Raw genomic sequence first — 22,433 nt, forward strand, 5'->3', positions numbered from 1 at the left:
AGCGGCGCCGTTTTCTTTGAGCGTTCAATCTGCGACAAGAGGCAAATCGTCGACCCGCGGAGACGCTATGGCTGATCGTTGGTGGAGAAGACCTCTCGTTAAACCGCGGGCCCTCAAGGCTGGCGACCGTATTGCCATCGTTTCGACGAGCTGGGGCGGGCCCGCGACCTTTCCGCATCGCTACGAGGCAGGCAAGGCGTATTTGGCGGAGCTCTTCGGGCTTGAGCCTATCGACATGCCTCATGCCCTTCGCGATGCCGCATGGCTTGATCGGAATCCCCAGGCTCGGGCCGACGACATTCACGCTGCCTTTGCGGATAACTCGATCAAAGGCGTCATTGCGAGTATCGGCGGCGACGATGCGATCCGCCTGATCCCATATATCGACCTGAATGTGATTGCGGACAATCCGAAGATCTTTCTCGGCTACTCCGATCCGACCGTCCTGCACTTCGGGTGCCTCAAGGCAGGGTTGGGGTCCTTCTACGGTCCCACGATCATGGCAGGTTTTGCCGAGAACGGCGGCATGCACGCCTACACCGAGAAGGCTCTGCGCAAAGTCATCTTTCAAACGGGCCCCATCGGCGAGATCGAGCCAAACTCGGAAGGGTGGACCGTCGAGCGCCTGCCCTGGAAGGACCCCGCGAACCAGAGCCGTCGCAGAACACTGACGCCCTCGACAGGGCCCCGCATCCTGCAGGGAACGGGCATTGCTCGGGGCCAACTCATCGGTGGATGCGCGGAGGTTCTGGAGATGCTGAAGGGCTCGGATTGGTGGCCGCCGGCGGATTATTGGAACAGCGCGATCCTCTTCTATGAGACCTCCGAGGAGGCTCCACCGGCAAGCCATGTCCTGCGATGGCTGCGCAATTTCGCCGCTCAGGGCATCTTGCCTCGTCTCTCGGGCATTGTTCTCGGGCGGCCCGGCGGGCAGACGGATGAGGCATATAGGAGAGAGCAGGAGAAGGCGGTCTTGCGCGCGCTCGCCGAGGCAGGCTTGCAGCACCTTCCCGTTCTGGCTGAGTGCGATTTCGGGCACACCGACCCGATGACGACATTGCCATATGGCGTCACGGCAGAGATCGATTGCAGCCGGTCCCGGCTCACACTCCTGGAGCCGGGCGTTACTGCAGCAAATTACTGAAGACGCTTCCGCAGCCCTACCGATGCCGGATCAGCCCTGTGTCTCCCGGCTCGGCGACGCTGGTTCTGATCGAGCCGGTCATGTCCTCGGGCGCCATCTTGCGCAGTTGGTTCACGAAGGCCGTCAGGCTGTTCACTTTCTCCGGCTCGGGAGCGAGGAAGGTAAGGGCGCTGCTGTCGAACGGCTCCTCCTCGATGGTGCCGTCGATCATGATCGTCGTCTTGATTCCTGTCTGGATGTCGAAGGAGACGGACTTCACCTTGGTCCGACGGTGCGGATCGACCGGCTCGGCAATCACGAGCGATGCAACCGACGCCGAGGCCAGGATCGGCCTGGGCGGCGTGCGGACGACGGCGATCGGCTGTTGCGACGGCTTAGCGACGGACGCCTGTGATGGCTGCTTGTCCTGTGGCTTCTTGTCGGAATCACTCGTGCGGTCGCGGGGGCCCTGGGAGACCGCCATGTACTCCGTCGGTCCGGAGAGGATCTTTTGAAGCCGTTCATGCGCCTCCGTGGCTTCCTTTTGGGTTGCTGAGCCGAACGCCGCCACGAGCGGGTTCTTGGCCTTTTCCGCCTCGGCCTTCGCCTTCGCGGCCTCGGCAGCCTTTGCCGCCGCGATCCGCTTCCTGGCTTCGGCCGTCTGGGCGCGATTGTTCGTGCTGTAGGAATAGTGTTTCCCGTTGATCTCGTAGCGAACCAGCCGGGCCTCGGCGCCGCTGGAAATCGTCCCAAGCGTGACGATGGACGCACCAAGCAAAATAAGCGTTCTGTTCATCGGCCTATAAGAGCACTTTGGCTCTTCCCCTTGCTTGGGTAAAGCTCAATTAAAGATTGCGGCTGAACTGTGACTTTTAGACAGGTTCCTCTTATCTCCTTAGAGGTATGCTTTGGTGATACTGATGCTTTTTTAAGTAAAAACGGCGGGACCGTTGGAATTTACTGAAGCGAAACATTTATCGAAATAATGACTAATTTCATCTACTTTATATCATTGAGCAATGCGCAGAAGTTCGTGTGCAATCGGCCTCAAAGCGGTACACTCCTTGGTTGTCGTCCTTCATGTCGTGTTGTCCATGCAAGCTTGGCAGAGGGCCGTTGCGTTGAATTCATGCCTAAGAGATTTGTGAAACATTGCTGCTGAAACGAATCTCTCGGCGGAAAGAGCAACATCCTCAAGATATCAACAGGTTGAGGCTAAGAAGGAGATCGTTCTAGGATAGGGAGAGAGCCGGTTGCCGCACGGACTGCGATACTAACTTCTTCTTTAGTCTAACTTTACTCAAGGTCGAGCATCCCTTGTTACCGACTCTTCCTCAAAGCGCGACAGCCCTCGAACTGGAGTAAGCTCCGATGAAACGCCGTCATTTTCTCGCAACCGCCGGCGCAGGTCTCGCTGCCGGCGCCGTTGCCAAGCCCGCCATTGCCCAGTCCAACCCGGAAATCCGCTGGCGTCTGACGTCGGGCTTCCCGAAGTCGCTCGATACCATCTATGGCGGCGCAGACTTCCTGGCGAAGTACGTGTCGGAAGCGACCGAAGGCAAGTTCCAGATCCAGCCGTTCTCCGCAGGTGAGATCGTCGGCACTTTCCAGGCGGCGGACGCCGTCTCGGCCGGCACGGTCGAAATGGCCCATACGGCCGCCTATTACTATGTCGGCAAGGATCCGACCTTCGCGGCCGCCGCTGCGGTGCCGTTCACGCTCAACGCCCGCCAGCTCAATGCCTGGCAGTATCACGGCGGCGGCATCGGCCTCGTCAACGACTTCATGGCGAAGCACAATCTGTATGCTCTGCCGGGCGGCAACACGGGCACGCAGATGGGCGGCTGGTTCCGAAAGGAGATCAAGACCGTCGAGGATCTGAAGGGCCTCAAGATGCGTATCGCCGGAATCGCCGGTCAGGTGATGGCCAAGCTCGGTGTCATTCCGCAGCAGGTGGCGGGCGGCGACATCTACCCATCCCTCGAGCGTGGCACCATCGACGCCGCCGAGTGGATCGGACCTTACGACGACGAGAAGCTCGGCTTCCAGAAGGTCGCGCCGTACTACTACTATCCGGGCTTCTGGGAGGGCGGCCTGACCCTCCACTTCCTGTTCAACAAGGGCAAGTGGGAATCCCTGCCGAAGAACTATCAGGCGATCCTGCAGGCAGGCTGCATGGCCGCCAACATGGACATGCTGGCCAAGTACGACGCCAAGAACCCGGCCGCCCTGCGCAGCCTCGTGGGTGCCGGCGCCCAGCTGCGTCCGTTCTCGCAGGAGATCCTCGACGCTGCCTACAAGGCAACGAACGAGGTCTATGCGGAGATTTCCGCGCAGAATGCGGACTTCAAGAAGCTGATCGACTCGCTCCGCGCCTTCCGCAACGAGGAATATCTCTGGTTCCAAGTCGCCGAATACGCCTTCGACACCTACATGATCCGCGCCCGCACCCGCGGTTAAGTCTAAACCGACGATCATAGTGCAGAACCCGGCGTCTCAAGCGCCGGGTTTTTTCTTTGCAGGGCTGGTGTGCCTCAAACAGGAGGCTGGAGGGTTGCATCCGACCCATGGAATGATGATCTCATGGCAACCCTTGTCCGGCCTTGAACCGCACCAGAAAGCTTAATCATGCCTCCCTTCTCGGTCCTCGATCTCGCGCCCGTTCCCGAAGGCTTCACGCCCTCCGATGCCTTGCGCAACACGCTCGATCTGGCGCAGCACGCCGAAGCCTGGGGCTACAATCGCTACTGGCTAGCTGAGCACCACAACATGGTCGGCATCGCGAGTGCCGCGACGAGCGTCGTGATCGGCCATGTGGCCGGCGGCACGAAGACCATGCGGATCGGTGCGGGCGGCATCATGCTGCCGAACCACTCGCCCCTGGTGATCGCCGAGCAGTTCGGCACCCTGGATGCTCTCTTTCCCGGGCGCATTGATCTGGGTGTCGGCCGCGCTCCGGGTACGGACCAGCGCACGCTCCGCGCGCTTCGCCGCGATCCCACATCGGCCGACACCTTCCCACAGGACGTGCTCGAGTTGCAGGCGCTTCTCGGACCCGTCCAGCCCGATCAGGTGATCCAGGCCGTGCCGGGGGCAGGCTCGAATGTACCGATCTGGATTCTCGGCTCCAGCCTGTTCGGCGCGCAACTCGCCGCCATGCTGGGCCTGCCTTACGCGTTTGCGTCCCATTTCGCACCCGGAGCCCTGATGCAGGCGCTGCAGGTGTATCGCGAGCGGTTCCAGCCTTCCGCCCAGCTCGACCGGCCCCATGCCATGGTGGGCGTCAACGTGATTGCTGCCGATACGGACGAGGAGGCGCGCCATCTCTTCACCTCGGCGCAGCAATCCTTCACGAACCTGTTCCGCGGCGCCCGCGGCAAGCTCCAGCCGCCCATCGACGACATCGAGAGCTATTGGTCGCCACACGAGAAGGCGCAGGCCATGAATATGCTGTCCTGCTCCTTCGTCGGCTCAGCCAAGACTGTACGGGAGGGGCTGGAGGGCTTCATCGCGCAGACCGGTGCCGACGAGGTCATGGTCGCAGCCGCGATCTACGACCATTCCAAGCGCCTGCGCTCGTACGAGATTCTCAGCGACGTGCACAAGGCGATGAGCAAAGCGGCTTAAGCACTGCAGTAAATTTCTCTCGTCATGGCCGGCCTTGTGCCGGCCATCCCGATTGGAAGAGCGCGGCGCTCCACGGCATCGAGGTCACCGGCACAAGGCCGGTGACGACGTGTAGGTGGGCATTAAAGCACTCGCGTTCCTAAGCCGCGCCTCGCCCCTTCAATGTCGGATCGAGCGCGTCGCGCAATCCATCACCCAGCAGGTTCAGTCCCAATACCGACAGCGCGATGGCGACACCTGGCGCGATAGCTAGGTGAGGGGCCTGGGAGAGATAGGTCTGCGCGTCGCTTAGCATGCGCCCCCAGCTCGGATTGGGCGGGCGCACGCCGAGGCCGAGATAGCTCAAGCCTGCTTCGGTCAGGATGGCGAGCGCGAGCTGGATCGTCACTTGCACGATCAGCGCGCCCGCGATGTTGGGCATCACGTCTTCCCAGGTGATCCGCAACGGGTGCTTGCCGATGGCGCGGGCCGCCGCGATGTAATCGAGCGTCCAGACTTGCAGCGCGACGCCACGCGTGACGCGGGCGAAGACCGGGATGTTGAACACCGCAATCGCCAGGATCGCCGCAAGCGGGCCGGAACCCACGAGCGCACCGATCATGATGGCGGAGAGCACGGCGGGGAAGGCGAAGACCACGTCCGACACCCGCATGGCGATCTCGTCGGCGATGCCCTTCCAGGCAGCGGCCGCGCAGCCGATGGCCGTGCCGATGGCCGCTCCCAGCAGGACGGCCGGCCAGGCGATGGCGAGCGAGTTCCACGCTCCGACCATGAGGAGCGAGGCCACGTCGCGGCCGAAATGATCGGTGCCCAGAATGCCGAGTTCCCCAGGCGCCTTCAGACGCATTGCGACGCGAACGCGCGTCGGCACCTCTGGCGTCCAGACGAGCGATACGAGTGCGGTAGCGATCAAAAGCGTCGTGAGGATGCCGCCGATGACGAGGGCAGAGTTCAAGGGAATGCGGGAGCGCTTGCTCATGACCGACCCCTCAGGCGCGGATCGAGGATGGCATAGCCGATGTCGACGACGAAGTTCACGACGATCACAAGTCCGGAAAAGATCAGCACGATATCCTTGATCACCACGAGGTCGCGCTGGTTGAGCGCCTGATAGGCGAGCCGTCCGAGGCCCGGCAGGTTGAACACGTTCTCAACCAGGATCGCTCCGCCGAAGAAGAACGAAAGCTGCAGGCCTAAGATCGTCGTGACCGGAATGAGCGCATTCGGCACCACGTGGCGGCGCAGCGTTCCTCCCTTGTCGACGCCCTTGGCGCGAGCGGTGCGCACGAAATCGGCGCCGATCACTTCGAGGGTTGCGGAGCGCGTGACGCGTGTGAGCACGGCGGCCTGCGGCAGCGCGAGCGCCACGGCGGGGAGCAGAAGCGCCTGGAAGGCAGGCCAGATCCCCGCGCTCCAGCCGGGGAAGCCGCCGGCCGGAAACCAGCCGAGCCAGGTCGAGAAAAAGAGAATGAACAAAAGGCCGATCCAGAAATTCGGCACGGCCACGCCGAGCTGACTGAAGACGAGCACGGCGCGATCCACGATCCCGTCGCGTCGCGCGGCCGCCGCGACGCCGAGCGGCAGGGCGAGCGCGGTCGAGATCACGATTGCGAGAAGGCTCAGTGGCAACGTCACGTTCATGCGCTCAGCCACCAGCGTCGAGACCGGCATCTTGTAGGTGATCGACTGCCCTAGATCGCCGTGCAGAAGCCCGCCGATCCAATGCAGGTAGCGCACGAGTGCCGGCTGATCGAGCCCGAGCTCCTGCCGCAGGGCCGCGAGCGTATCCTCCCGCGCGGCGGTACCAAGCATGATCGCCGCCGGATCGCCGGGAAGCACTTCAAGAATCAGAAAGATCGCGAGCGACACCGCCAGCAGTGTGACGGCCAGAGAGACGAGGCGTGAGATGACGAGGCGAGACATTGATCTAACATGGTCTTGAGTGATTGCTAGGAGAATTGCTTTTCGATCTCCTGGAACATTAGGTCACAAAAAATTCTCCAACACGCCAGCTTTAAGCATGATAATGATATATTATTGTAATATAGTTTCAACTTAGCAGTCGCCGATGCTATAGCTTAGTTATATGTTATCAAATTGCTTGTGCGGATTCTGTATGGCATGAGGGCAGGATGATTAATCCTTCCTACCGTCCCGATATCGATGGCTTGCGCGCTGTAGCCGTGCTGGCTGTTCTCCTGTTCCACTTTCAGGTGTGGCCCTTCACGGGAGGCTTTGTCGGCGTCGACATTTTCTTTGTGATCAGTGGTTACCTGATCAGCAAAATCATCCTCAATGGGGCGGAAGCAGAAGCGTTCTCCTTTGCTGACTTCTATACCCGCCGTTCCCGACGGCTCTTGCCAGCCCTGCTTGTGACTATCGCTGGAACTTACACAGCAGGATTTTTCTTCTTCGCAGCGCCCGATTTTCTTCCATTGTCTCGCGCGACCTTGGCCGCTGTCCTAACGGTCTCAAATATCTTTTATTGGATTCAAGCGGATTACTTTGATACCGCCGCCATTCTCAAGCCTCTGCTGCACACGTGGTCCTTGGCGGTAGAGTTTCAATTCTATCTCGTATGGCCAGCCTTCTTGTTCGTGCTCGCTCGGACCCGAAGCCGCCGGACTGTCCTGATTGGAATCACTCTAGCAGCCGGTGTAAGCTTTGCTATCTCGGTGTTGATGCTGAAGAAGGACCCCACTGGCGTATTCTATTTGACACCATTCAGAATCTATGAATTCGCCCTCGGCGGGATGGTGGTTTTTCTGAAGCCGCTCAGATTGCCACAATGGCTCTCCGAGGTACTCTATTCTGCAGGGTTTGCAGCCGTTCTGGTTGCCGTTTTTGTCTATAGCGAGCGGACACGCTTCCCAGGCTATGCAGCTCTGGTTCCGGCTCTGGGCGCCGCGGCTATGATCCAGTCCGGTTCCGCGGCACGGAGCGCGAGCCTGTTGCAAAGCGCCCCGATGAGGAGAATTGGTGCGATCAGTTACTCGCTCTATCTGGTCCATTGGCCGCTCTGGGTATTTACGCGCTACATCGTGTCGCGCGAACTGACCGCAATTGAGGTGGCATTGCTGATTGCCACAACTTTTGCGTCGGCTTTTGTACTGTATCAAATCGTCGAGACGACGTTCCGCAGACCGAAGACCGGGAGGCTGTCGCCGCCCCACGCCTTCAACCTCGCCTGTGTCGTTGTGTCAGTGCTGATTATGGTTCCCGCTGTGGGCAGCTGGATCGGAAAGGGCTGGGCTTGGCGAATGCCGCAGGCAGTCGGTCAAATCGGCACTTTCGACGAAAAGGCTGTAAGAAAATATCTGTTCCGGCAGTATGAATTGGTCGAGGGAAAGTCATTTACGACAGAGAAGAAGCGCATCTACGTGATTGGAGACTCTCAGGCTGCTGACTTGGTCAACATGCTCTTCGAAGCAGATCGGAACAACGGTGCGGAAGTCGTATCGGGCCGCGTCGTGATGGAATGCGGCGTGCCCTATATCTCCGAGGCAAATGAGAAAACATTTTGGACAGTTGAGAATCGCCATACGATTAAGAACCCGGCCTTTATCCCCGAATGCCGGCGGCAGATGCAAGCCGTGCTGAATTCTCCTGCTCTGACCAAGGCAGATGCCGTGGTCATCGCGATGCTGTGGTTTCCCGAAAGCGTGGAGCATCTGAGTGCTGCAGTGGCTGAGATTCAAAGGCATACGGGCGCGGAAATCTACGTTCTCGGGCGCAAGGATCTCAGTCAAAGCAGTGTGGAGATCGTTAACAAATACAAGAAGCTCGAAGGCATCGAGAACTTCGCATCGAGACGGATTCTTCCCGAGACAACAAGGATAAATGCGATGCTCTCGGGGATGTTCGGCAACAGATACGTGGACATGATGAGCATCGTCTGTCCGGCAGCCAATCGATGTCATGTCCTGACAGATGATCGGAAGCCGATCTTTTATGATACCGCTCATTTCACAAAGGAAGGAGCAAGCTTCATGGGGCGGCTTCTTGTGGATAGTCGGCCCGCATTTCTCCGGTGATCGAAGATTCGATCCCGGAAGAGCCAATCCTCTTTCGGGCTCGATCTGATGCTCGTCGTCTCGTGCAGACCGGATCTCTTCGCAGAAACTCCCAAATGATATGAACAGAGCTCACTCCGTCCACGAAACCTCCGTCACGTCGTTCGACGGGATCGGCGAGTTCTCCCACAGGCCTTGCACTTTCGCGTTCCACACGCCGAGCTTCGGCAGCTGGAACAGGAAGAGGGCGGGAACATCCTCGGCGAGGATCTTCTGCGCTTCTGCGTATTTCGCAAAGCGCGCCTTCTCGTCCGTAGTCTTGGCGGCGTCCGCAACCAAGGTCTTGAACGTGTCGTTCTTGTAATTGAAGTAATAGTTGTCGCGAGCGAAGATATCGATATCGAGCGGTTCCGCATGGGCCACGATGGTCATGTCGTAGTCCTTGGCCTTGAATACCTCCTCGATCCACTTCGCCGGAAATTCCGTCGGGATGATCTTCAGGTCGACGCCGACTTCGGACAGCATCGCGGAGAGGAGTTCCGCCGAGCGGCTCGCATAGGCCATCTGCGGGCTCTTGATCGTGATCGATAGGCCGCTGCCGTATCCTGCTTCCTTCAGAAGAGCCTTCGCCTTCTCGGGGTCATAGGGGATGACGCTCGTCATGTCCACGAACGCCGGATGGTTCGGCGAGAAGAAGCTGCCGATCGGCTGGCCGAAGCCCGAATAGGCCCCTTCCACCAGCGCCTTGCGGTCCACCGCATGCATGAGCGCGCGGCGCACGCGCACGTCGTCGAACGGCTTCTTGGCATTGTTCATGCCGGCGACGATCTCGCCCTCTGTATTGCCGGCGACGGCCTTGAAGCGCGAATCCTTCTGGAACTCGGCGAAGAGTTCCGGCGCGCCGAGATTCGGGAAGGCATCCACGTCGCCGGCCCTGAGGGCCGCGACCTGGGCCTGCGCGTCGCTGATGAACCGGAAGGTAACGCTGTCGAGCTTGGTCTTGTCCTTCTGCCAGTAATCCGGGTTGCGCACGAGTTCCACCCGGTCGCCGCGCGTCCAGGACTTGAACTTGAAGGGCCCGGTACCGACGGGAGTGGCGGCATTGTTCGCCGCGGTCTCCGGCGCCACGATCACCGCGTCGCCCCAGCCGAGATAATAGAGGAAGTTGCCCGAAGTCTCCTTGAGCTTGATCACCACGGTTGCGGGATCGGGCGTTTCGATGGACGTGATGGGCGCGAAGATCTGCTTCTGCGCATTGGTCGATTTCGGATCGCGGGCACGGTCGAAGGCGAATTTCACATCGGCCGAATCGAAGGCGGAACCGTCATGGAACTTCACGCCTTCCTGCAGGTGGAAGGTATAGGTCAGCCCATCCGGCGAGACCTCCCAGCTCTTTGCCAGCAGCGGCTGGACCTTACCGGTCCGGTCGATGCGCACGAGGCCCTCGTACAGGTTGACCCAGGTCACTTCGCGGATCGCCACGGGCGCGGCGATCGTCGGATCGAGTCCCGGCGGCTCGATGGGCATGCCCACCACGAGGGAGGTTTTGGCGGCAAAGGCCGGGATGACGCTGACGGTAAGAAGGAGAGCGGCAGTCAGGAGGCGTTTCGTCATCAGGGCTTGAACTCCATCCAGTGGGAGATGCGACAGGTCGCGGTGGCTTCAGCTTACGCAGGACCGCGCCGGATGGAAGATGCTCATTACCGATTCTTCACTTAACTTCCGCGTGGCCGGGACTTAAGCATTGGGTCGAAGAGATCCGCCTGGGTCGGCCGGTTCAGGGCGATCGGCGGAGTGAAAGGGTTGAAAATGGCTCTTGAAACCGCGCGGGTGCCGACCGCCAACGGCGCCAGATACCTCCAGCAGCTCTGCAAGCACTGGAGCCACAAGCTGGATGTTCAGTTTTCGGAAAACGAGGGAATCGTCCGCTTTCCGGCCGCCGTCGCGACGATGACGGCCGCCCCGGACGCCCTGACGGTGAGCGTGGAGGCGCAAGACGACGAGACGCTTCAGCGGATGAAGGGGGTCGTCGCGTCCCATCTCGATCGGTTCGCGTTCAGGGAAGCGCCGCTGCCGTTCGAGTGGAAAGCCTAAACAGGTCGCCTCGTGTCATCCCCGGCGCACGAAGTGCGGGAAGGGGATCCACGATCAAATGCTGAGCGATGGATTCCCTTCCCCTCCGCTGCGCTCCGGTCGGGAATGACACCGACGTGGCTCTTCCAATCGAGATCACCGGCACAAGGCCGGTGATGACGTCAGAGAATGGCCGTCTTAGATACACCGCCCGCCATCGACCTCCAGCACCACGCCGGTGATCATGCTGGCCTCGTCCGAGGCGAGGTAGAGCGCCGCGTTGGCGATGTCTTGTGGGGTCGAGAAACGGCCGAGCGGGATCGAGTTGACGAAGAGCTCGCGCTTCTGGGGCGTGTCCTCCCCCATGAAGGTGGCGAGCAGCGGCGTCTCGCCGGCCACGGGAGCAAGGGCGCAGACGCGGATCTTGTTGGGGGCGAGTTCCACGGCCATGGACTTGGTCATGGTGTGCACGGCGCCCTTGGTGCTGTTGTACCAGGTGAGGCCGGGGCGAGGGCGCAGGCCGGCCGTGGAGCCCACATTGATGATCGCGCCGCCGCCCTGCTTCTGCATCAGCGGCACGGCCGCCTTGGCGAAGAGATAGATCGACTTCACGTTGACCGCAAAGACCCGGTCGAACTCGTCTTCCTCCACTTCCAGCATCGGCCGGTTGCGATGGCTGATGCCCGCGTTGTTGACGACGATGTCGAGCTTCCCGAAGGCAGAGACGGTCTTCTCCACTGCGGCATTCACATCGGCAGCCTTGGATACGTCGGCGGCTAGGCCGATGGCCGACGAGCCGATCTTCTCGGCTGCGCCCTTGGCCGCTGCTTCATTGATGTCGACGATCGCGACCTTCGCGCCCTCCCGGGCGAAGGTTTCCGCAATGCCCAGACCGAAACCGGATCCGGCGCCCGTGATCAGCGCCACCTTGCCTTCCAGGCGATTCATGTTTCTTCCCCTATTTTACAAATCATGCTGATCCAAAGCCTCATCCTGAGGAGGATTGCGTCGGCAATCCGACTCGAAGGACGAGGCGCTTCCAGTGTTTTCTGGAGTCTCCTTCGAGACGCAGCCTACGGCTGCTCCTCAGGATGAGGGTGAGTTTTGCTTACACCTGTCATCCATGCGCGATGACGAGCGTCTTCGTCGTCGTGAACTCGACGAGGCCTTCGAAGCCCTTCTCGCGGCCGTGGCCCGACCGGCCGAAGCCGCCGAAGGGCAGCTCGATTCCGCCGCCTGCGCCGTAGCAGTTCACGAAGACCTGGCCTGCGCGGATGGAACGAGCCACGCGGGTGGAGCGCATGGCGTCGCGGGTCCACACGCCCGCGGCAAGGCCGTAGGGCGTGCCGTTGGCGAGCCTGACCGCCTCCGCCTCGTCGTCGAAGGGCGTCGCCACCAGAACCGGGCCGAAGACTTCCTCCTGGGACAGGATGCTCTCATGCGGGACCGGGGCCAGGAAGGCCGGCGCCACGTAATAACCGCCGGCCGGCGCGTCCAGCGCCACAATGCCTTCGCCGATGACGTTCAGCCCCTCGTTGCGGCCACGCTCCAGGTAGCCGAGGACGCGACGCTGCTGGGCCTGGTTGATCATCGGTCCGAGATCGGGCTCATGCTCGGGATGTCCGGCACGGAGCGTCCGAAAGCGCTCGGCTACAGCATCGACCACATCCTGGAAGATGCCACGCTGGATCAGCAGGCGGCTGCCCGCCGAGCAGGTCTGGCCGCCGTTCTGGATGATGGCGTTGACGAGGGTCGGCAGGGCGCGTTCGAGATCCGCGTCATCGAAGACGACCTGGGCCGACTTGCCGCCGAGTTCGAGGGTGACGCCCACGTGGTTCCTGGCCGCCGCCGTCTGGACCGCCGTGCCGGTCTCGGGACTGCCGGTGAAGGACAGAAAGTCGATGCCCGGATGGGCGGCGAGCGCCGCGCCGGCCGTGCGGCCGAGGCCGGTCACGACGTTGAGGGCTCCATCAGGGAAGCCGACTTCCCGGGCGAGCGCGGACACGCGGAGGATCGTGAGCGAGGCGTCTTCCGCGGGTTTGACCACCGTGGCGTTGCCGGCCGCGAGTGCCGCACCGACCGAGCGCCCGAAGATCTGCATCGGGTAGTTCCAGGGCACGATGTGCCCCGTCACCCCGTGCGGTACCCGCTCGACGCCGATGAAATGGGTATTGAGATAGGGGATCACGTCCCCGTGCAACTTGTCGGCCGCGCTTCCGTAGAACTCGAAATAGCGGGCGAGCGCGATGGCATCGGCCCGTGACTGACGCAGGGGCTTGCCGTTGTCGCGGCTCTCCAGGATGGCAAGCTCATCCGCACGGGTCTCGACTGCGGCGGCGAGCTTGGTGAGCAGGCGTCCGCGCTCCGTTGCCGTCAACTTGCCCCAGGGGCCTTCGAAGGCCGCGCGGGCGGCCTTCACGGCTTCGTCGATGTCCTGCGAGGTCCCGGCCGCGATCCGGGCAAGGAGCGAGCCGTCGACCGGCGAGAGCACGTCGAGGGTCATTCCGTCGGAAGCCGGGCGCTCCTGTCCTCCAATGAGGTTTTGGAACACCATGTTGGGCGCGAGGCGCGCGCTGACCTGATCGTTCACGGATATCGTCTCCCTAAATCATCTTGTTCATGCCCGGCACGGCGGCCAGGAGCTGACGCGTGTACGCGTCCCGCGGGTGCGCGAAGAGTTGCGCGGTTTCGGCCATTTCCACAATCCGGCCTTTTTGCATAACTGCCACGCGGTCGCAGATCTGGGCTGCGACTCGCAGATCGTGGGTGATGAAGAGAATGGCAAGGCCTAACTCCTCCTGAAGCCCCCGGATCAGCTTGAGGATTTCGGCCTGAACCGACACGTCGAGGGCCGAGACGGCCTCGTCGGCCACCAGCACGTCCGGCTTCATGGCGAGCGCTCGGGCGATGCCGATGCGCTGGCGCTGACCACCGGAGAACTCGTGCGGATAGCGGTCGACGGCCTTGGCCGGCAGGCCAACCTTCTCCAGGAGAAGCTGTGCCTCGTCCAGCGCCTTGCCCGGCTCTTCCCCCTGGGTGACCGGCCCCTCGGCGATGATGCGTCCCACGGTCCGCCGTGGGTTGAGGGAGGCGAAGGGATCCTGGAACACCATCTGGATCCGGCGACGGTATGGCCTCAACTCACGCTGGGACAGGGTGCCGAAGGAAAGGTCCCCGATCTCGATGGCGCCGCCATCCGGCTCGATCAGGCGCAGCACGCAGCGCCCCACGGTCGACTTGCCGGAGCCGGATTCGCCCACGAGCCCCAGGGTCTCGCCGCGCCGGATGTCGAAGCTCACCGCATCGGCGGCCTGGACTTCGCGGCTTTTGCGAAACAAGCCGCGTCCGCCGTAAGCCTTGGTCAACGCATTGACCTTGAGGGCAATGGGCTGTCCGGCGAGGGGCTTGGGGGCGGGAGGGGTCAGCGATGGCACCGCCGCCAGAAGGCGCTTTGTGTAAGGGTGCTGCGGACGGGTCAGCACTTCCTCGACCGGTCCCTCTTCGACGAGTTCCCCCTGCTGGAGAACGGCGACCCGGTCGGCGATCTCGGCCACGACGCCGAAATCGTGGGTGATGAAGAGCACGGCCGTGCCCTTCTTCCGGCGCAGGTTGTCGATGAGCTTCAGGACCTGGGCCTGGGTTGTCACGTCGAGGGCCGTCGTCGGCTCGTCGGCGATCAGGAGCTTAGGCTCAAGGGCGAGTGCCATGGCGATCATGACCCGCTGGCGCTGCCCGCCCGAGAGCTCGTGCGGATAGGCCTTCGCGATCAGCTCCGGGTTCGGCAGGTTGACTTCAGAGAGCAGGTCGAGGACGCGGCGGTCGCGCTCGGCGGGGCTGAGAAGGCCATGGGCGCGGAAGGTTTCCGCGATCTGGTCGGCCACACGCATTACCGGGTTGAGTGAGGTCATCGGCTCCTGGAATACGGTGCCGACCTCCCGGCCGCGCACGTCGCACCAGCGGGGCTCGTCGAGGGCCAGGAGATCGCGTCCGCCGAGCCTGATCGAGCCGGACAGGACCGCGACGCCCGGTGGCAGGAGCCCGATGGTCGCCATGGCGGTCATGGACTTGCCGGACGCGGATTCGCCTACGACGCAGAGCGTCTCGCCTGGATTGATGGAGAGCGACAGGTCCTTGATCGCATGCTGCCGATCGGCCAGGGCGGGGAGGCCGATGGAGAGGTTCTGGATCGACAGCACGGGGGAGAGAGGGCTCAACATCATGCTCCTGCGGAGTTCGGAGGCTCATCCTTGCGATCTCTGCCGCTTCGTCAATCCATCTTGTCTGACGTCATGTTGAGAATGGAGCCGGCGCTGCCATATCATCACGCTCATCAGGAGGAGTCCCGACCCCGTGCACGACGTCGTTCAAAATCCAGTGGAGGACAGGCTGCAGACTTGCCTGAACGCGCAGCGTGCCGCCCTGGCCGTGCACGGGCCTCTGACACCCGAGCGGCGGGCCGAAGGCCTCGACGGGCTGGCGAAAGCCGTCATCCGCCATGCTGATGATTTTGCGAGCGCCATCGCGGTTGATTTCGGGCATCGCTCCTTTCACGAAACGAAGCTCGCCGATCTCTATCCCGTAGTGGCGGCCTTGCACCATGCGCGAAAACATTTCCGGACCTGGATGAAGCCGCGGCGCCGCCCTGTCCAGCTCATGTTCCAACCGGGCCGGGGGCGGGTGCATTATCAGCCCCTCGGCGTCGTCGGGATCGTCAGCCCGTGGAATTATCCGGTCCAGCTCACGCTCTCTCCGCTCGCGGGAGCGTTGGCTGCGGGGAACCGGGTCATGGTCAAGCCGTCCGAGATCACGCCACGCACCTCCGCTCTGCTTGAGCAGATCATCGGCGAGGTGTTCGATCCTTTGGAAGTCGCGGTGATCCAGGGCGGACCGGATGTGGCGAAAGCCTTCGCGCGATTGAAACTCGATCATCTGTTCTTCACCGGTTCCACGGCGGTCGGGCGCCAGGTGATGCAGGCGGCGGCGCATAATCTCGTGCCGGTGACGCTCGAATTGGGAGGAAAATCTCCGGCTCTGGTGGCGGCCGATTATCCGGTCGAGAAGGCTGCCGAGCGGATCGCCGTGGGCAAGCTGTTCAATGCGGGGCAGACCTGCATCGCCCCCGATTACGTGCTCGTGCCTCGCGACGTTGAAGACACCTTCATGGCAGCCTATCGCGATGCAGTAGCGCGACTCTATCCGTCGCTTGCCGCCAATCCCGATTACACGGCGATCATCAACGAGCGGCATTACGAGCGCCTTCGTCATCTCGTCGCGGATGCTCGATCCTGCGGCGCACGGATGCACGAGATCAATCCAGCTGGGGAGACATTCGATCCGTCGCGGCGAAAGATGGCACCCGTTGTCCTGACGGACGTGCCGGATCACGCAGATATCATGAGCGAGGAGATCTTCGGTCCCGTGCTACCGGTGATCGCCTTTGACGATCTTGATGAAGCCTGCCGCTTCATCGCAGCGCGACCGCATCCGCTGGCGCTCTATCCGTTCAGTCATGACCGCAGAATCGTGGACCGCATTCTCGAGCGGACCATTTCGGGAGGCGTGACCGTCAACGATACGCTGCTCCATTGCGTACAGGAGGAGTTGCCCTTCGGCGGCGTGGGCTCGAGCGGCATGGGCGCCTATCACGGCGAGGCCGGATTCCGGACCTTTAGCCATGCGAGATCCGTCTTCCGCCAGGCTCGCTTCAACGGCGCCGGAATGTCGAAGCCGCCTTACGGCAGCCGCATGAACCGCCTCCTGGCTATGCTGCTGCGCTAGATGTATGCGCCAGCGGCACGGAGATGTCGTAGGAAACGCCGCTTTCCGCGAAGTTGAGCACCATGTAGCCACCGAGCTCGCCCTCGATGCTGCGGCGGATCAGGCGCGAGCCGAAGCCCTGGCGTTTCGGTGGCGGCACGGCAGGACCACCGCTTTCCGTCCAGCAAATGCGCAATTGATCCGGGCGATCCTCATGTTCGGTGATCGACCAGCTCACTTCGAGAAGTCCCGTATTGGTCGAGAGCGCCCCGTACTTGGCCGCGTTCGTCACCAGCTCGTGCAGGACCAATCCGAGATTGATGGCATAGCGCGCCGGGAGCCTGACGTCGGGTCCCGTCAGCACGACCCTCTCATCTCCCTGCTTGCGATAGGGCGCCAGCTCCTGCTCGGCCACATCGCGGAGCTCCGCCTCGCGCCAGGATTTGCGGGTCAGCAGGTTGTGCGTTTTCGACAGCGCGAGCAGCCGGCCCTCGAAGGCTTCCTTGAACTGAGCGGGGGAGTCGGTGGTGCGCAGGGTTTGGGATGCAATGGACTGTACGGTTGTCAGGGTGTTCTTCACCCGGTGATTCAGCTCATCGAGGAAGAAGCGCTGCTGCTCCTCGGCGTGCTTCTGTTCCGTGATGTCCTGGAAGATCCCGATGAAATAAGCGGGCCTTCTCTGAATGTCGAAGAAAACGCGGCCTTTGGAGTTGATCCAGCGCAGATTACCGTTGGGAAGTCGGATGCGGTACTCGTCCTGATAATCTCCCTGGTTCTTGACGGCGTCGTACCATTTCTGAATGACGCGATCCAAATCCTCGGGGTGAAGGATTTCCAGCCAGTACTTGTTGTCCATCGCCTCATTGTAACGAGACAGCCCGAGCATCGCCGCCGCCTGGCTGGACCAGCCGCCGACATTCTTGTTGGGGTCGAACCACCAGGTGCCCATATGCCCCGCTTCGAGGGCAAGGCGCGCTCGCTCCTCGCTGGCCTGAAGCGCCTTCTGCCGTTCAGCCACATCGTCCATCAGGTCATTGAAGGCCCGTGCCAGGATGCCGAACTCCCCGGATTTCCCCGGCAGCGCAATGCGTGCTCGATAATCGCCCTGCCTCCAGGCCCGGATGCCGTCCGTCACGAGCTCGAAGGGCTTGGTGATGAACGCGCGGCTGAGGAGGGCGGACAGGGACAGCGCCAGGACGAGCGCGGCCGCAATCAGCATGAACCCGCGTCTTGCCGCTTGGTTGATCAGCGCGAAGGCCGCCTTCGTGGACAAGCCGACATTGATGTAGATGTCGTGGGGTGGTGTCGCGATCGGGATGTAGCCGATGATGCGGCGGGCGCCGTCGAGGCTCGTGGTTTCCGCCGTCCCGGGACTCTTCGCCATGGCCTGACGCATGTATTCCGGAGGCAGGAGCTTCCCGATCAGCCGCTCCGGATTGGGATTCTGCACAAGGACGATTCCCCTCCGATCGGCAATCGTCAGGGAGCCGTCATCCGGGACAGTGCGCTCCTTCAGCTTTTGGCCGAGCCATTTCAGATCGAGCGCAGCTGCCAGGACTCCGATCACGTCGCCCCGGTCGTTCCAGATCGGCAGGGCGAGGGGCAGAACGGGATGGGGGGGCAGGTCACCTTCCTCGAAGACCGGAGTATATTCGCCGACCACGAGATCCTTGTCTCCCAGGGCCTGATGGAAATAGGAGCGGTCGGCATAATAATGCTTTGTGTCGGTGGTCCCTGTCGGGCGGCAACGGATGTGCCCGCTGATGTCCATCGCCACGAAGGACAGCACATAAGGCACCTTTTCCTGGATGGCCTTCATGTAGGAGCTGCACGCGGCCGTGTCGAAGGAACGGATGGACGGAGACTCGTCCACGGCCAGCAGAAGGCCGTGGATGCCGTCGAAGATCCGCTCGATTTCCGCGTCCACCAGCTGCGCCTGCCTGATGGCGAGGTCGCTTACCTCCGCTTCCCGGGCACGGCGCAGCGAGACTTCCGTGTAAGTCCAGATGACGATCGCCGGAAGAACCGAGATCAAAGCAAGAAGAAGCAGACGCCTCGTCAGTGTCATGCAAACGCTCAGCTTAACGTGGGAAGGGGACCATAAACCGCGGTAACCGTCCACCCCTCAGCCGCATCGTGCGGAAAAGTAGCTTGGGTTTTCGCCGGCGCGGCCCTCCGGTTCCGCTCAAACGACGCGCAAGTCCTAAGGTCAGCATCGGACAAATCCCAAAAGTGCAGTCCACTATCGGGCCCGATGCTTTAACGGATGGGACCGGTCTTGCATCTGCGACGAAGAGGTGTCAGGTGAGCGGGAATGGCGCTTCCTCCTCTTCTTCTCCTTCAAGATATCGCTCTCACATTCGGCGGCACACCGCTGATCGAGAGCGCCGAGCTGTCCGTCTCTCCAGGCGAGCGGGCGTGCCTCGTGGGCCGCAACGGCTCGGGCAAGTCCACCCTGCTCAAAATCGCCGCAGGCCTCGTCGAAGCCGACCGTGGCAAGCGCTTCGTGCAGCCGGGGGCGACCGTACGCTATCTGGCGCAGGAGCCCGATCTCTCGGCCTATCCTACGACCCTTGCCTATGTGGAGGCGGGCTTGGGGCCGGGCGACGACCCTTACCGGGCACGCTACCTGCTGGAGCAGCTGGGGCTGACCGGCGAGGAGAAGCCCGCCGACCTGTCCGGCGGCGAGGCCCGCCGGGCTGCGCTCGCCCATGTGCTGGCGCCCCAGCCGGACATCCTGCTCCTTGACGAGCCGACGAACCATCTCGACCTCCCGGTGATCGAGTGGCTGGAAGGCGAGCTGAAGAGCCTCCGGTCCGCCCTCGTGCTGATCAGCCACGACCGCCGCTTCCTGGAGAGCCTGTCGCAGGCCACCGTCTGGCTCGACCGGGGCAGGACCCGCCGCATGGATCGGGGCTTTGCCCATTTCGAGGAATGGCGCGATCAGGTGCTGGAGCAGGAGGAGGCCGAGCATCATAAGCTGGGCCGCAAGCTCGTGGCCGAAGCCGACTGGCTGCGTTACGGGGTGACCGCCCGGCGCAAGCGCAACGTCCGCCGTCTCGGCAACCTCCAGGCCATGCGCCAGCAATACCGGGACCGCCAGCGGGCCGTCGGTACGGTCAATATGAGCCTCGCCGAGGCCGAGCAGTCCGGCACCCTGGTGGTCGAGGCGGAGGGCATCTCGAAGTCCTACGGCGACCGGCCGATCGTGTCTAACCTGTCGCTGCGCGTCCTGCGTGGCGACCGTCTCGGCATCATCGGACCGAACGGGGCAGGCAAGACGACCCTCATCAACCTGCTCACCGGCGCCCTGGAGCCGGACGAGGGCCGGGTGCGGCTCGGCTCCAATCTGCAGATGGTCACCCTCGACCAGCGCCGCGCGAGCCTCGATCCCGACGCCACCGTGGCCGAGACCCTGACCGGCGGGCGCGGGGATTCCGTCACCATCGGCGGGCAAACCAAGCACGTCATCGGCTACATGAAGGACTTCCTATTCTCTCCCGAGCAGGCCCGCACCCCCGTGGGGGTGCTCTCAGGGGGAGAGCGCAACCGCCTCATCCTGGCCCGGGCCCTGGCCCAGCCCTCCAATCTCCTGGTGCTGGACGAGCCCACCAACGATCTCGATCTCGAAACCCTCGATCTCCTGGAGGAGATGATCCAGGATTATTCGGGCACCGTGATCCTGGTCAGCCACGACCGCGATTTCCTCGATCGTACGGTCAGTTCCGTCCTGGTGTCGGAAGGCGAGGGGCGCTGGATCGAATATGCGGGCGGTTACACGGACATGGTGGCCCAGCGCGGCCGCGGCGTTCAGGCCCGAATCGTCGAGAAGGACGCCAAGACGAAGAGCGCCGACAAGCCTGCCGCCCAGGCCGCTCCGGCCTCGAAGCGCAAACTCTCCTTCAACGAGCAGCATGATCTCAAGACCCTGCCTCAGCGCATGGCCGAGATGGAGGCCAAGATCGCCAAGGTCCAGGAGATCCTCGCCGATCCGGAACTCTATTCCCGCGACCCGGCCCGTTTCCAGAAGGCCATGGATGCACTGACGCAGTTGCAGACGGAACTACACACGGCCGAGGAACGGTGGCTGGAGCTGGAGATGCTGCGGGAGGAGCTGGAGGGGTGACGGCCGAGAGCTCGGCTCCTGTCCTTCAGTCGCGAGCGGTCGAACTGATTATTCAAATTCCCATCCGCCGATAGCTACATTGGTAGCGTCGCCGGACCGTTCGGCCTCGATCGTAAGTTCAACTCCCCCACATTCGCAGGCTAGCCGTAGCTTTTGCGCTTCGTCCGGCAGCCGTCGAGCGGCTAGCTGAATGGTTCGGCAGCGCGTCCCGTACGTGTCGATGACCTGTTGCGGCATGCTCTTGGTCTTGTACGTCACATATGCATAGGCGGGAGCCGTACCGTCTTGTGCCCGTCCTCTATATTCGACGCTCCCGGCGATAGGGTCCATCAGACCCAGTTCCTCAACCTGAGTTCCATAGATGAGGAGCAGATATCTCGGATCCCATCGCCCGAATTCATGCGTATCGAGCGACAACCACATGGCCGTGAAAAGCGTGCCGAAAACGCAGGCTGGCACGGCAAGAATGTAGGCTACGACAATCAGGAAATTGCGCATGGACCGCTCAATGGAGAGCGTCTCTTGTAACATAGTTCATTGTCCTTGCCATCACTCCCCGATTTGCCGAGCGCCTGGGCTCGACACTAAAGTGACACCACCCGCTCGCTAGAAGCGGATCGTCACTGATGGAGGAACGCGATGGATTGCTTTTCGAGACGTTGCCTGACTGCGATTCTGACGATGCTCTGCCTCGGGGCTGCGCCTGCGGTTCTCATGGCGGCGGAGCCTGACCGTGACGTGTTGGCCGACCGCGTGACGAAGCTGTCGCGCGGGACCCAATGGAAGCCGGTCTCGGCTGTTCCGATCAACTTTCTGACCCATCACCCGCAAGGCATGGTGAAGATCGGCGACACGCTGTTCGTGTCCTCGGTCGAGATCAAGGAGCCGACCAAGCGGTTCCCGCAGCCGGTGGACGGCTATGATCGCGACACGGGCGCGGGCGTCGGGCACCTGTTCAAGATCGACATGAAGGGCAATCTCATCGCCGATATCACTCTCGGCGAGGGGACGATCTATCACCCGGGCGGCATCGATTACGACGGCAAGTACATCTGGGTTCCCGTGGCCGAATACCGCCCGAACAGCCGATCCATCATCTACCGGGTCGACCCGGAGACGATGAAGGCCGAGGAGATGTTCCGCTTCGCAGACCATGTGGGCGGCCTGGTGCACAACACCGATGACAAGACCCTGCACGGCGTGAGCTGGGGCTCGCGCCGCTTCTACCGCTGGTCCCTCGACGATAGTGGAAAGCCCACGAATGCCGGCGAAAGCCCCGAGAAGCTGAGGGCGCTCAACACCTCGCACTATCTCGACTACCAGGACTGCAAATATGCGGGCAAAAGCCGGATGCTGTGCTCCGGTGTGACCGAGATGCGGGTCACGCCCGATGCACCCCTGTTCCGCCTCGGTGGGCTCGATCTCGTCAGCCTCACGGATGGCCGACCGATCTTCCAGACGCCGGTTCTGCTCTGGTCCGCCTCTGGCATGGACATGACCCACAACCCAGTCTGGATGGAAGCGAGCGACGCCGGAATCCGCGGCTACTTCATGCCCGAGGACGACAAGTCCACGCTCTATATCTACGAGGCCGAAGTGAAGTAGGACCGGATAAAGTCGATCCTATTACGTGATCCCGGTCCTGGAGCCTGGATTAAGCCAGCCACCCAAGGGCGGATTGCCGTCTAACGCTAAATGCTGACGAAGCCCCGCT

At 62.2% G+C, this 22,433-nt stretch carries 17 protein-coding genes; 8 read left to right on the forward strand and 9 right to left on the reverse strand.

Features of this window, described 5'->3' with window-relative positions; all coding sequences use genetic code 11:
* The first annotated feature begins 67 nt into the window (after nucleotides 1–67).
* Complete coding sequence (locus tag DDF70_RS11880) at nucleotides 68–1,144, forward strand: S66 family peptidase (RefSeq protein WP_114945078.1); 1,077 nt, start codon at nucleotides 68–70, stop codon at nucleotides 1,142–1,144.
* Nucleotides 1,145–1,160: 16 nt separating this feature from the next.
* On the opposite strand, the gene DDF70_RS11885 is transcribed toward DDF70_RS11880, so the two are convergent.
* The gene (locus tag DDF70_RS11885; protein WP_114945079.1) at nucleotides 1,161–1,919 is read right to left on the reverse strand and encodes a hypothetical protein; all 759 of its coding nucleotides are present in this window, start codon (nucleotides 1,917–1,919) and stop codon (nucleotides 1,161–1,163) included.
* A 575-nt stretch (nucleotides 1,920–2,494) separates the two neighbouring features.
* Here DDF70_RS11885 and DDF70_RS11890 point away from each other — a divergent pair.
* A complete protein-coding gene (locus DDF70_RS11890; protein WP_114945080.1) occupies nucleotides 2,495–3,583 on the forward strand; it encodes a TRAP transporter substrate-binding protein in 1,089 nt (362 codons plus the stop codon).
* 168 nt (nucleotides 3,584–3,751) lie between these two features.
* The gene (locus DDF70_RS11895) at nucleotides 3,752–4,750 is read left to right on the forward strand and encodes an LLM class flavin-dependent oxidoreductase (RefSeq protein WP_114945081.1); all 999 of its coding nucleotides are present in this window, start codon (nucleotides 3,752–3,754) and stop codon (nucleotides 4,748–4,750) included.
* Nucleotides 4,751–4,889: 139 nt separating this feature from the next.
* Here the strand turns inward: DDF70_RS11895 and DDF70_RS11900 are convergent, their stop codons facing one another.
* Together DDF70_RS11900 and DDF70_RS11905 are read right to left on the reverse strand one after the other, a co-directional pair.
* Complete coding sequence (locus tag DDF70_RS11900) at nucleotides 4,890–5,729, reverse strand: ABC transporter permease (RefSeq protein ID WP_114945082.1); 840 nt, start codon at nucleotides 5,727–5,729, stop codon at nucleotides 4,890–4,892.
* Nucleotides 5,726–6,673: an ABC transporter permease gene (locus tag DDF70_RS11905; protein ID WP_114945083.1), complete on the reverse strand. Its 948-nt coding sequence runs from the start codon at nucleotides 6,671–6,673 to the stop codon at nucleotides 5,726–5,728. The genes DDF70_RS11900 and DDF70_RS11905 overlap by 4 nt, the downstream gene beginning before the upstream one ends.
* Nucleotides 6,674–6,882: 209 nt before the next feature.
* Between DDF70_RS11905 and DDF70_RS11910 the strand changes: the two genes are divergently transcribed.
* Entirely contained in the window at nucleotides 6,883–8,784 is a 1,902-nt protein-coding gene (locus DDF70_RS11910; protein WP_114945084.1) for an acyltransferase family protein, read from the forward strand.
* 111 nt (nucleotides 8,785–8,895) lie between these two features.
* Here the strand turns inward: DDF70_RS11910 and DDF70_RS11915 are convergent, their stop codons facing one another.
* Nucleotides 8,896–10,377, reverse strand: coding sequence for an ABC transporter substrate-binding protein (locus DDF70_RS11915; RefSeq protein WP_114945085.1), 1,482 nt, complete (start codon nucleotides 10,375–10,377; stop codon nucleotides 8,896–8,898).
* A 195-nt stretch (nucleotides 10,378–10,572) separates the two neighbouring features.
* On the opposite strand from DDF70_RS11915, the gene DDF70_RS11920 reads away from it, so the two are divergent.
* Nucleotides 10,573–10,857: a DUF2218 domain-containing protein gene (locus tag DDF70_RS11920; protein WP_114945086.1), complete on the forward strand. Its 285-nt coding sequence runs from the start codon at nucleotides 10,573–10,575 to the stop codon at nucleotides 10,855–10,857.
* A 177-nt stretch (nucleotides 10,858–11,034) separates the two neighbouring features.
* On the opposite strand, the gene DDF70_RS11925 is transcribed toward DDF70_RS11920, so the two are convergent.
* The 3 genes from DDF70_RS11925 to DDF70_RS11935 all read right to left on the reverse strand — a co-directional run bounded on the left by DDF70_RS11925 (nucleotide 11,035) and on the right by DDF70_RS11935 (nucleotide 15,053).
* Complete coding sequence (locus DDF70_RS11925; RefSeq protein WP_114945087.1) at nucleotides 11,035–11,784, reverse strand: SDR family oxidoreductase; 750 nt, start codon at nucleotides 11,782–11,784, stop codon at nucleotides 11,035–11,037.
* Between the two features lie 169 nt (nucleotides 11,785–11,953).
* Nucleotides 11,954–13,426 carry an aldehyde dehydrogenase family protein gene (locus DDF70_RS11930; RefSeq protein ID WP_425374070.1) on the reverse strand — a complete coding sequence of 491 codons (1,473 nt, stop codon included), beginning with the start codon at nucleotides 13,424–13,426 and terminating at the stop codon, nucleotides 11,954–11,956.
* A 13-nt stretch (nucleotides 13,427–13,439) separates the two neighbouring features.
* A complete protein-coding gene (locus tag DDF70_RS11935) occupies nucleotides 13,440–15,053 on the reverse strand; it encodes an ABC transporter ATP-binding protein (RefSeq protein WP_114945125.1) in 1,614 nt (537 codons plus the stop codon).
* Between the two features lie 133 nt (nucleotides 15,054–15,186).
* Between DDF70_RS11935 and DDF70_RS11940 the strand changes: the two genes are divergently transcribed.
* A complete protein-coding gene (locus tag DDF70_RS11940) occupies nucleotides 15,187–16,614 on the forward strand; it encodes a coniferyl aldehyde dehydrogenase (RefSeq protein WP_114945088.1) in 1,428 nt (475 codons plus the stop codon).
* Here DDF70_RS11940 and DDF70_RS11945 read toward each other — a convergent pair.
* On the reverse strand, nucleotides 16,598–18,661 hold the full coding sequence (locus tag DDF70_RS11945; RefSeq protein ID WP_114945089.1) for a sensor histidine kinase: 2,064 nt from the start codon (nucleotides 18,659–18,661) through the stop codon (nucleotides 16,598–16,600). The two genes, DDF70_RS11940 and DDF70_RS11945, sit on opposite strands and share 17 nt — an antisense overlap.
* Before the next feature lie 246 nt (nucleotides 18,662–18,907).
* On the opposite strand from DDF70_RS11945, the gene DDF70_RS11950 reads away from it, so the two are divergent.
* On the forward strand, nucleotides 18,908–20,719 hold the full coding sequence (locus DDF70_RS11950) for an ABC-F family ATP-binding cassette domain-containing protein (protein WP_114945090.1): 1,812 nt from the start codon (nucleotides 18,908–18,910) through the stop codon (nucleotides 20,717–20,719).
* A 48-nt stretch (nucleotides 20,720–20,767) separates the two neighbouring features.
* Here DDF70_RS11950 and DDF70_RS11955 read toward each other — a convergent pair whose 3' ends face one another.
* Nucleotides 20,768–21,217 carry a hypothetical protein gene (locus DDF70_RS11955; protein WP_162820358.1) on the reverse strand — a complete coding sequence of 150 codons (450 nt, stop codon included), beginning with the start codon at nucleotides 21,215–21,217 and terminating at the stop codon, nucleotides 20,768–20,770.
* Nucleotides 21,218–21,358: 141 nt separating this feature from the next.
* Here DDF70_RS11955 and DDF70_RS11960 point away from each other — a divergent pair, with 141 nt between their 5' ends.
* Nucleotides 21,359–22,324, forward strand: coding sequence for a DUF6454 family protein (locus tag DDF70_RS11960; protein ID WP_114945092.1), 966 nt, complete (start codon nucleotides 21,359–21,361; stop codon nucleotides 22,322–22,324).
* The last annotated feature ends 109 nt before the right edge of the window (nucleotides 22,325–22,433 follow it).

Origin of the sequence: Microvirga calopogonii (genome assembly GCF_003347665.1) — a bacterium.
GTDB lineage: Bacteria > Pseudomonadota > Alphaproteobacteria > Rhizobiales > Beijerinckiaceae > Microvirga > Microvirga calopogonii.

Coding starts and splice junctions, on each gene's coding strand:
- DDF70_RS11880 (WP_114945078.1), top strand. CDS start 68: ATGGCTGATCGTTGGTGGAGAAGACCTCTCGTTAAACCGCGGGCCCTC.
- DDF70_RS11885 (WP_114945079.1), bottom strand. CDS start 1,919: ATGAACAGAACGCTTATTTTGCTTGGTGCGTCCATCGTCACGCTTGGG.
- DDF70_RS11890 (WP_114945080.1), top strand. CDS start 2,495: ATGAAACGCCGTCATTTTCTCGCAACCGCCGGCGCAGGTCTCGCTGCC.
- DDF70_RS11895 (WP_114945081.1), top strand. CDS start 3,752: ATGCCTCCCTTCTCGGTCCTCGATCTCGCGCCCGTTCCCGAAGGCTTC.
- DDF70_RS11900 (WP_114945082.1), bottom strand. CDS start 5,729: ATGAGCAAGCGCTCCCGCATTCCCTTGAACTCTGCCCTCGTCATCGGC.
- DDF70_RS11905 (WP_114945083.1), bottom strand. CDS start 6,673: ATGTCTCGCCTCGTCATCTCACGCCTCGTCTCTCTGGCCGTCACACTG.
- DDF70_RS11910 (WP_114945084.1), top strand. CDS start 6,883: ATGATTAATCCTTCCTACCGTCCCGATATCGATGGCTTGCGCGCTGTA.
- DDF70_RS11915 (WP_114945085.1), bottom strand. CDS start 10,377: ATGACGAAACGCCTCCTGACTGCCGCTCTCCTTCTTACCGTCAGCGTC.
- DDF70_RS11920 (WP_114945086.1), top strand. CDS start 10,573: ATGGCTCTTGAAACCGCGCGGGTGCCGACCGCCAACGGCGCCAGATAC.
- DDF70_RS11925 (WP_114945087.1), bottom strand. CDS start 11,784: ATGAATCGCCTGGAAGGCAAGGTGGCGCTGATCACGGGCGCCGGATCC.
- DDF70_RS11935 (WP_114945125.1), bottom strand. CDS start 15,053: ATGTTGAGCCCTCTCTCCCCCGTGCTGTCGATCCAGAACCTCTCCATC.
- DDF70_RS11945 (WP_114945089.1), bottom strand. CDS start 18,661: ATGACACTGACGAGGCGTCTGCTTCTTCTTGCTTTGATCTCGGTTCTT.
- DDF70_RS11950 (WP_114945090.1), top strand. CDS start 18,908: ATGGCGCTTCCTCCTCTTCTTCTCCTTCAAGATATCGCTCTCACATTC.
- DDF70_RS11955 (WP_162820358.1), bottom strand. CDS start 21,217: ATGCGCAATTTCCTGATTGTCGTAGCCTACATTCTTGCCGTGCCAGCC.
- DDF70_RS11960 (WP_114945092.1), top strand. CDS start 21,359: ATGGATTGCTTTTCGAGACGTTGCCTGACTGCGATTCTGACGATGCTC.